This is a genomic window from Acinetobacter lwoffii (assembly GCF_022967985.1).
GTDB lineage: Bacteria > Pseudomonadota > Gammaproteobacteria > Pseudomonadales > Moraxellaceae > Acinetobacter.
The window spans coordinates 82,097-90,439 of the sequence record NZ_JALJVC010000016.1; the positions used below are offsets into that span (position 1 = coordinate 82,097).

Annotated in this window: 12 protein-coding genes and 1 pseudogene; 11 read left to right on the plus strand and 2 right to left on the minus strand. The window is 41.1% G+C overall.

Features of this window, described 5'->3' with window-relative positions; genetic code table 11:
* The first annotated feature begins 6 nt into the window (after positions 1–6).
* From MWG72_RS10760 to MWG72_RS10810, 11 genes are all read left to right on the plus strand, one after another.
* Positions 7–222, plus strand: a complete 216-nt coding sequence (locus MWG72_RS10760; RefSeq protein ID WP_247144033.1) for a KTSC domain-containing protein — start codon at positions 7–9, stop codon at positions 220–222.
* Between the two features lie 46 nt (positions 223–268).
* On the plus strand, positions 269–1,024 hold the full coding sequence (locus MWG72_RS10765) for a DUF3800 domain-containing protein (protein ID WP_247144034.1): 756 nt from the start codon (positions 269–271) through the stop codon (positions 1,022–1,024).
* Positions 1,025–1,164: 140 nt separating this feature from the next.
* Positions 1,165–1,404, plus strand: a complete 240-nt coding sequence (locus MWG72_RS10770; protein ID WP_034171176.1) for a hypothetical protein — start codon at positions 1,165–1,167, stop codon at positions 1,402–1,404.
* A gap of 314 nt (positions 1,405–1,718) precedes the next feature.
* Entirely contained in the window at positions 1,719–1,964 is a 246-nt protein-coding gene (locus MWG72_RS10775; protein WP_247144035.1) for a hypothetical protein, read from the plus strand.
* Positions 1,961–2,941, plus strand: a complete 981-nt coding sequence (locus MWG72_RS10780; RefSeq protein ID WP_247144036.1) for a YqaJ viral recombinase family nuclease — start codon at positions 1,961–1,963, stop codon at positions 2,939–2,941. Before MWG72_RS10775 ends, MWG72_RS10780 begins: the two co-directional genes overlap by 4 nt.
* A gap of 18 nt (positions 2,942–2,959) precedes the next feature.
* Entirely contained in the window at positions 2,960–3,952 is a 993-nt protein-coding gene (locus tag MWG72_RS10785) for a recombinase RecT (protein WP_247144037.1), read from the plus strand.
* 130 nt (positions 3,953–4,082) lie between these two features.
* Complete coding sequence (locus tag MWG72_RS10790; protein WP_159515990.1) at positions 4,083–4,325, plus strand: hypothetical protein; 243 nt, start codon at positions 4,083–4,085, stop codon at positions 4,323–4,325.
* A complete protein-coding gene (locus MWG72_RS10795; RefSeq protein ID WP_247144038.1) occupies positions 4,325–4,672 on the plus strand; it encodes a hypothetical protein in 348 nt (115 codons plus the stop codon). Before MWG72_RS10790 ends, MWG72_RS10795 begins: the two co-directional genes overlap by 1 nt.
* Positions 4,665–4,979: a hypothetical protein gene (locus MWG72_RS10800; protein WP_247144039.1), complete on the plus strand. Its 315-nt coding sequence runs from the start codon at positions 4,665–4,667 to the stop codon at positions 4,977–4,979. Before MWG72_RS10795 ends, MWG72_RS10800 begins: the two co-directional genes overlap by 8 nt.
* Positions 4,976–5,278, plus strand: coding sequence for a hypothetical protein (locus tag MWG72_RS10805; protein WP_247144040.1), 303 nt, complete (start codon positions 4,976–4,978; stop codon positions 5,276–5,278). The genes MWG72_RS10800 and MWG72_RS10805 overlap by 4 nt, the downstream gene beginning before the upstream one ends.
* Complete coding sequence (locus tag MWG72_RS10810; protein ID WP_228129707.1) at positions 5,275–5,571, plus strand: hypothetical protein; 297 nt, start codon at positions 5,275–5,277, stop codon at positions 5,569–5,571. Before MWG72_RS10805 ends, MWG72_RS10810 begins: the two co-directional genes overlap by 4 nt.
* Here the strand turns inward: MWG72_RS10810 and MWG72_RS10815 are convergent.
* Both MWG72_RS10815 and gltS read right to left on the minus strand, forming a co-directional pair.
* On the minus strand, positions 5,564–6,583 hold the full coding sequence (locus tag MWG72_RS10815; protein ID WP_195725912.1) for a tyrosine-type recombinase/integrase: 1,020 nt from the start codon (positions 6,581–6,583) through the stop codon (positions 5,564–5,566). The two genes, MWG72_RS10810 and MWG72_RS10815, sit on opposite strands and share 8 nt — an antisense overlap.
* Positions 6,584–6,837: 254 nt before the next feature.
* A pseudogene (gltS, locus tag MWG72_RS10820) lies at positions 6,838–8,060 on the minus strand (sodium/glutamate symporter).
* Positions 8,061–8,343: the final 283 nt, after the last annotated feature.

The following is an 8,343-nucleotide window of genomic DNA, read 5'->3' on the forward strand; positions in this document are numbered from 1 at the left end:
TGTGATATGCAAAAAATTGAAATCAATTCCCACAAGATCAGTCATGTGCTTTATCAGCACCACCTGTTGACTGTAGTACTTCAGACGGGTGAAAGATTTCTATACCGGCTACTCGAATCCAATACTTTTGCTAAATTTATGGATTCGACTGATAAAGACAAGTTTTATAAAACAGAAATTGAAGCAAATAAAAAGTTTAAGCGTATTCAGCTTTTTATGTAGTTGGGATTGGCCGCTATGTGCGGCTTAGTCGGTATTGGGATGTGGTATGGAATTTAGCGATTATATTGTTTATGTTGATGAAAGTGGGGACCATACCGTAAATGGGTACAATGCAAAGTACCCTGTATTTGTTCTGGCCTTTTGTATTTTTCATAAAAGATATTACACAGAAACTGTAATCAAGAAATTGGAGCAGCTTAAATTTAAGCATTTTGGTCACGACATTATTGTGATGCATGAAAGAGATATTCTTAAAGGTACGGGAGATTTTAAGAATTATTCATCCAAAGACCAAAAAGAAGCGCTCTTAAGTGACCTCACCGAATTAATGCAAGAAACAGATTTTATTTTAATCTCATGTGTTGTTAGAAAAGATATTTTAATTCAAAGATATGCGACTCCTAAAAACCCATATTTTATTGCTTTAGAGTTCGGCTTAGAGCGCATTTATAAGTTCTTAGTAGAGAAAAATCAGCAGGATAAGAAAACGTTCATCGTATTTGAACAACGCGGATTACAGGAAGATAGGGATTTAGAACTTGAATTTAGGAGGGTTTGTGATGGAAATAATTACGAAAAAATTTGCCTACCATTTGAAATCAAAATGGCTTCAAAAAAAGTAAATTCATCGGGACTGCAAATTGCTGATTTGGTTGCACGACCTATAGGTAATCATGTCCTAAAGCCAGAACAGGTTAATAGAGCATTTGATGTATTGAAGTATAAATTTTATAGCGCGAATGGCCGTAAGGGAGTTGGAACTGGATATCGCGGTTATGGGTTAAAAGTATTTCCCAAATAATAAATAAACAAAAGGCCCTAACATAACGCTAGAGCCTTTCGCCGACTGGGAATCCCCGGTCCATGTATGGATTATAAAACATTAATAAAAGTTAATCAAATGCTGCAACCCGAGCGGCTCTTGGATCGGGTGGAGAACTTATGCTTGAATTAATTGTTATTGATATATCTGAAACTAAACCAAAATCACTCTATGCTAGACAATTCAAAACCCATCCTCGCGTAGGTGAATGGATTGAAATAGATGAAAATGACGAAGGGGTTTTATATGAAGTTGTTAAGGTTGCTCACTCGACAAATGGTGGTGATTCAGATTTATACGTAAAGCCTCTAGGACTAACTTATGAAGTTGTTGGGAATCTTTGTGGTAAAAGTGATTAGCGATATTTAAATGGTTTTCGCTTAAATCATTAGGATTAGTAATTAAAACACCGATAAGTTTCACCCCGGTTAGTGGAGATGAATCCATTACCTCTATTAACTGACCTTCTTTTGTAATACCAATCATTCTAATGACTCCATCCAACCCATCCCTGTGATGGGTTTTCTTTTGTCTATTAAAACACAAAAGTAATTTTTATTACCATTTGTATTGACTTATTAGGTAAGTTAACTTACTTTAGTTCTCGTAGACAACAAAAAAGCGCCGAAGTTTGAGACCCGAAGCGCTTTTACAGATAACTGCGAGATCAATTATGAACAAAAATCCTATTCAAAGCAACCTGCCGGAGTTCGGCCAGTCGCGCCAAACATCTGAGCGATTGTATCAACATCCAGAACCCAAACAATCTGTAGCAAAGGAAATCACTAAAAACTTAGCTGCGTGGATGGTTCTATTTTCAGTATTTTTTGGCCTTTCAGTAATGATTCTTCATGCAGCCGAAAAACAATCTGCTTATCAAGCGGAATCAATTGTTAAGGCAGTTGGGGGTGTGAAGTGAATACTCAAGTAAATTTACAAAGCATCGAAGATGCTCGTCAAGAATGGTTGCAATCACGCCGTCTTGGTATTGGTGGTTCTGATGTAGCGGCAATCTTAGGCTTGAGCAAATACAGCTCTCCCTATCAATTGTGGCTGGATAAGACAGGTCGCTCTGAACTGGAAGACAGTACCAGTGAGCCTGCGTACTGGGGCAACATGCTGGAGGACATCGTAGCCAAAGAGTATGCCAAACGTAATGGCGTTAAGGTGCAGCGTGTTAATGCAACAATCGCCCACCCTGAACATGACTGGATGCGTGCCAATATTGACCGTGCCATTATCAATCCAGAAATTGCAGGTAATGTCCGTATCAAAGATGGAAAGCTGACTACTGACCGTATTCTGGAATGCAAGACTGCTAACCAGTACCTGGCTAAATTGTGGGGTGATGAGCAGTCTGAACAGGTGCCAGATTACTACCTGACGCAAGTGCAGTGGTATATGGGTATTACAGGCGCTTCGATGTGTGGCTTGGGTGTGCTGATCGGTGGTCAGAAGTTCCGTAGCTATCAAGTCGCATTCGATCCTGAGCTGTTTGAAATGCTTACAGATGAATGCTCAAAGTTCTGGAATGAGCATGTTCAGGCTGACGTCCCACCAGCTCCAACCACGTTTGATGATGTTCTGCATCGCTGGTCTACTCATAATCCTGATCAGGCACTACAGGCAGATGACGACCTTGCTCAGCTGGTCGCTGAATATAAGGACCTAAACGCCACGATCAAAGAAGCCAGTGGTGAGTTAGATACCCTCAAGCTACAAATCTGCACCCGCATGGAAGATGCGGAGATGATTATTGCTGAGGAAAAGCGTCTAGCAACATTCAAATACCAAGAACGCAACACCCTAGATAGCAAAGCACTGAAAGCCGCTCACCCGGATATTTACGAACAATTTGTGAAGACTTCAAGCACTCGCGTGCTGCGCATTAATTAAGATTTAAGGTAGAAGAATATGAACTCAATTGTTAAAACAGGCCAAAACGCTGCCGTTAATTTCTTAACTCCGAACAACCTGCAAGAAGCAATGCAGATTGCCGGCATCCTTGCCGAGTCTGACATTGTGCCGAAGGACTACCAGCGCAAGCCTGGGAACATTCTTGTTGCTATGCAATGGGGTGCTGAAATTGGCTTGCAGCCATTACAAGCTATGCAAAACATTGCCGTGATTAATGGTCGCCCTTCTATCTGGGGTGATGCAATGCTTGCCCTTGTTCGTGGATCCGGTCTGCTCGATTTCATCCGCGAGGAAATTTCCGAAGATGGTCAAAAAGCCACTGTAACTGTGAAGCGGAAAAATGAAGAACCAGTTGCTTCAGTATTCACAATGGAGGATGCGAAAAAGGCAGGTCTATCAGGTAAACAGGGGCCTTGGACGCAGTATCCAAAACGCATGTTAAAGCTACGTGCTCGCTCTTATGCCCTACGTGATGTTTTTCCAGATGTGCTCAAGGGTATGGCAATTGCTGAGGAGGAAAAAGATAAGGAAATTGATATTACTCCCACTGCACCAGAAACCAGTACAACGAAGGCAAATAGCGGATCGTCATCGCTGAAAGCGCGCATGGCCAAAAAGAAAGATGCTGTCGAGTCGGTGGCTACAGAAATTGACCTAACCCCGTACTACCAACGTATTGATAACGCCACTTCTCTTAAGGAACTCGATCAGATCGGTGCTGACATTGCTGAGTTGAATTTAGGTGAGCCAGCTAAGTCTGAAATCGGCGAAGTGTTTAAAGCCAAGCGTAAAGAGCTAAAAGCTGCCCAGGCTTTTCCCGATGAATCAATTCAGTCAGTAATTAACGAGATCAGCAACACGACCGATCTGGAATCACTTAACGCAATTATGGCTTCACGCTTTGAGCCCTTCACGGCTCAGATGACTGAGGAGCAGATCAGTCAGATTAATTCAGCGTATGAAGCACAAGAAGCGGCGCTAACGCCATGAGTTATTCCTACTCTTCTATGACCCGCGTGCTGCTTGTGCAGCACAAAGGTCGGGTTAGAACTTACCGCAACATCAACCTATTCGGTATTGATGATTGCCTTCGAAATTTTGCGAACACCTGGGGGTACAAATGATCTTCAGAATTAAAAAGAAGCATGAAGTTGGCTTTAAGCTTTGGCTAGAAAAATTGGGTTATGCCAAAAATGAACTTGCGGATGGCAGCTCGACATTTAGCGGCAAAGGCACACGCAAGACACTGAGTTACGTGCTCTTAAAGAAAGATTTAACAGGTAATGCGGCATGTCAGGTGCTATTCGATGAATATGAAGAACACCTGGATAACCCTGATTATTTAGATGTGAAGGTGGCGTGATGGATATTAAAGAAGTCGTAAAAACCGCAATTTTGCGCAACTCCCATGAATGGGGTGATGAGCAAGCAGAAGCAGTTTTGAAGGCAATTAATGAAGCTGGTTTTCTTGTTGTTCCAGCCAAAGCCCAAGCGGTGCCGGAGTGGAAAGATTACACAGTTGAATCGCCTCGCATTGATGGCCCGTACCAGATCTTTATTATGAACCAACAATTGGTCGCAAAATGGAAGTCACCTTGGGGCTTCTCATCTATAGAAGATGGTGACGCACTCAACCAGGAATTAATCACACATTGGTCTGTGTTGGGCAATGATCCAGCAATCGAACCACAGGAGCCAGCCAATGACTGAAATTCAACAAACAAACATTGCTGTGGCCAACCACATCATTGATCAACTGTATAAAGAGAAGCCTTTCAATTTGGCTTTGGATGCAGGCCAGACCGGATCTTTATACAGCATTGCGAGTGAGTCACATCACTTGCACAGTGACTTTGTTCGCAAGCTGGAGGCAACTTTAAGGCAGCGCGTGAACAATGGTACTGGCGTGATTCTTGAGATTAATAGCAATGCTGACCTGTATTACCACATGCTTTCGTCATATATCGCGAAGTTTGATCAGTATGGCGTGGTGAAGAGTTTGGGAGAAGTGTCTTGAAAGCGAACGAGTTTGTGAAGAAGTTTGGGATAAAAGAAGCCAAAAAAGTTCTTCATTGCATGGATGATGCGAGTGAGTTCAAGATATACATGCCTGGAGATACATGGGACAAGCCAACTTTAATTGATGCTGTTGGTTTGCGTCGCCTTGTTGAAAGTCATGAGTTAATTGAAAAGGATTTTGAGTCTGTAGAAATTGCTGAATATGAACACATGATTTCAGGTTGTTATTCAGAACCATATTGGATTCGAATTAAACAAGCCATCGCAGATGTAGAAAGTTGTATGGAGGTGTCATGATGGGAGCGCTTAAGTACACCATTACAGTTGAAGCTGATGTTGAGCCTCAGCTTTATCTTGGACAGAGCATCTTTGGTGGGAAAATTGTTCAACTTAAGATGGAGGATTTGCCCGCTTTAGTTCCAGTGTCGTGGTTGGTTGAGAAATATGGATTAACCAAAACCACAATCATCAAAAAGCTTGAAGGCTATAACCAAGGAACTGAAGGTAAGCACCTTTATGAAACCAAGGTGGCCATGATGATCCTATCAAAGCCACAAAGAAATAAACGCGGATCAAAACGGGTCAATTAGACCCGTTCAGCATCTCACTGATTTCGCTTGCTGTGGGATTATAATAAGTATTAATCAAAATACCGGCAGTCTTGTGACCGGTAATTTTCATTAGAATCTCAATTGGCACCTTTCTTAATTTAACCAATCTGGTAATCCCTTCATGTCGGGTATCATGGAAATGCAGCTCCTTAATATTTGCTTTTTTCACCCTTTTGCTAAACGTATTTTGAAAAGTGCTGCTGCTTATTTCAATTAGCTTGTCAGACCCATTGTCTGGAATTAATTTTAATAACTCTTTCGCACTATCCATTAACGGCACATCACGCGAATGGCCATTCTTTGTGTCAGGCAGGTGGATATAGTCTTTATGGATATTCGACCTTTTAATGGATAGTATCTCCCCTTGCCGCATAGTTGTTTCAATAGCGAAAAGAAAAGCCCAGGCAATAAAATGCTGTATCTCGGTTGGGATCTGCCCTCTCGCATAATTATGAGCCTCTAGCACCAAATCAATTTCAGCATTGCTTATGCGTCGATTTCTTGATTTTGGCTGAGATGGTTTGCTAACCATGGAGAACGGATTACTTTCAATAAGGAAAAGCTCTTTCTGTGCATAGGTAAAGATGGCAGAAAATAAAGATATATCACGAAGCACAGTACCAACACTCACGCTTTTTAATCTTGAGTTGCGCCAGTCAGTCAGAATTTGTGGCGTAATGTCGTGCACTGACATTTCCGAGATGACGGGATAAGTATCAAGAAACTGCTTGATTGAGATTCTAATGGTTCGGCTAGATTTCTTATGCCTTCCAATTTCCTCATAGTACTTATGCATTAATGCGGAAAATGGATAGTGTTGTTTGACTTCGCTCTGATTTTTATTTTGCTCAGTTTTTAATTCTAGAATTTTGAGCATGGCCCATTGCTCACATTCCTTTTCAGTATCTCGCGTAGCACTAATGCGCTTACCATTAAACATCAGTTCAATGCGGTATGACTCTCCACGTTTCCTTGCTTTTGGTAGTTTCATTTCTGGCGTAATCTTGGCGTAAATAGTCTTTCATCTTAACTTATTTTTCGTCCAAAACGTCCAATATGTTCAATTAGAATGGATTTAAGAAGAAGTTTTTAGGGTGTATCATGTTATTCATTTTTATTTAATTTATTGTTTTATATAGTCTTATTAAAAAACCCCATAGAATATTATTATAATTCAGCTATTTGGGATAGCACTTAACCATGGGGCTTTTTATTGCATGTATGATTTTAAAAACGTATTAACATTTAGCCGAAAAATGCAATGATGCTTTGGATCACCACAGCATTCACAATATCAATAAAAAATGCACCACACAGCGGTACAATTAAAAAAGCTTTATGTGATGGACCATAGCTATTGGTCACCGCCTGAATATTGGCAATCGCTGTCGGTGTTGCCCCCATACCAAAACCACAATGCCCTGCTACTAATACTGCTGCATCGTAATTTTTGCCCATAATTCTAAAGGTCACAATTGCGGTAAATAAAATCAATACCGCTGTCTGCGCCAACAAAATGGTAATGAGCGAACCTGCCAAATCGGCCAGTAACCAGAGTTGCAGTGATAGTAAAGCCATAGATAAATACAGAGATAAAGACGCATTGCCAAATACATCGATTGCACGATCGAAGATATCGACTTTTAGCACATGCTCCAAGACATTACGCACAATCACACCTGTGCTTAAAGCCCATACAAAAGTGGGCAATTCAAACCATCTTCCCTGACTGAAGTCTGTCATCTGATTGGCGACAAAAACACACAGGGCAAACATCCCCAAAGTCGACACGGCATTACTGGATGTAATTAATCGGGTTTTCTTTGGATACTCAAAGGGTGCGGTGTTAATGTGCGATTCGAGCTGCTGTTCATTGGTCTCTTGCGCTAATGTTTCAGCCAGTTGGTTGCGTTTAATCAGGAACTTGGCAACTGGACCGCCCACAAGTCCACCAATAATCAAGCCAAAGGTAGCACTTGCCATACCAAGGACAACTGCTCTCTGGATCGCATATTGAGTTTCCAGAACCTCGCCCCAGGCACCGGCGGTACCATGGCCACCCGTTAATGTGACAGAACCAACAATCAACCCGATCAATGGGTCAAGTCCAAGCGCTGTAGCTAAACTCATACCAACCGCATTTTGCACGACTACAAATAAAATGACACAGACCAAGAAGGTCAGGAGCGATTTTCCACCTTCTTTCAGTTTCAAAAAGTCTGCACTTAAGCCAACAGAAGTAAAGAACATCAGCATTAGGATAGTTTGAATTTGTGCGTCAAATGTGGCACTGATATTAAACAATTTATAGAGAATAAAGGCCGTAATCGCTGCGACTAAACCACCGATTACAGGTTCAGGTAAGTTATAGTTCCTAAAGAAGCTAATTTTACTAACAAGATACCGCCCAATAAAAAGAAAAAAACAGCAATTACTAGAGTGCCAAAGGCATCTATTTCATAAGTCATAACATTCCCTATTGGCTTTATTTTCATACAGTTTTAGGAAACATGGACGAAAAATCAACCACAGAAATGTAATGCAAGTTATTGCTTCTAATAATTGTTTAATTTATAGCCTGAATAGATGCAATTAACGGGATGGAATATCATAAACCCAGTTGCGTGCTTGCTGATCTGTGGTGCTTTCACAGACGTAATAATCATGATTCCAAGCATCTGGATGGAAAATTTCTTTTTTATAGTAAGTCACATTTTTAGACTTTTCGACGCAGACAAAGCTGTCACCTTG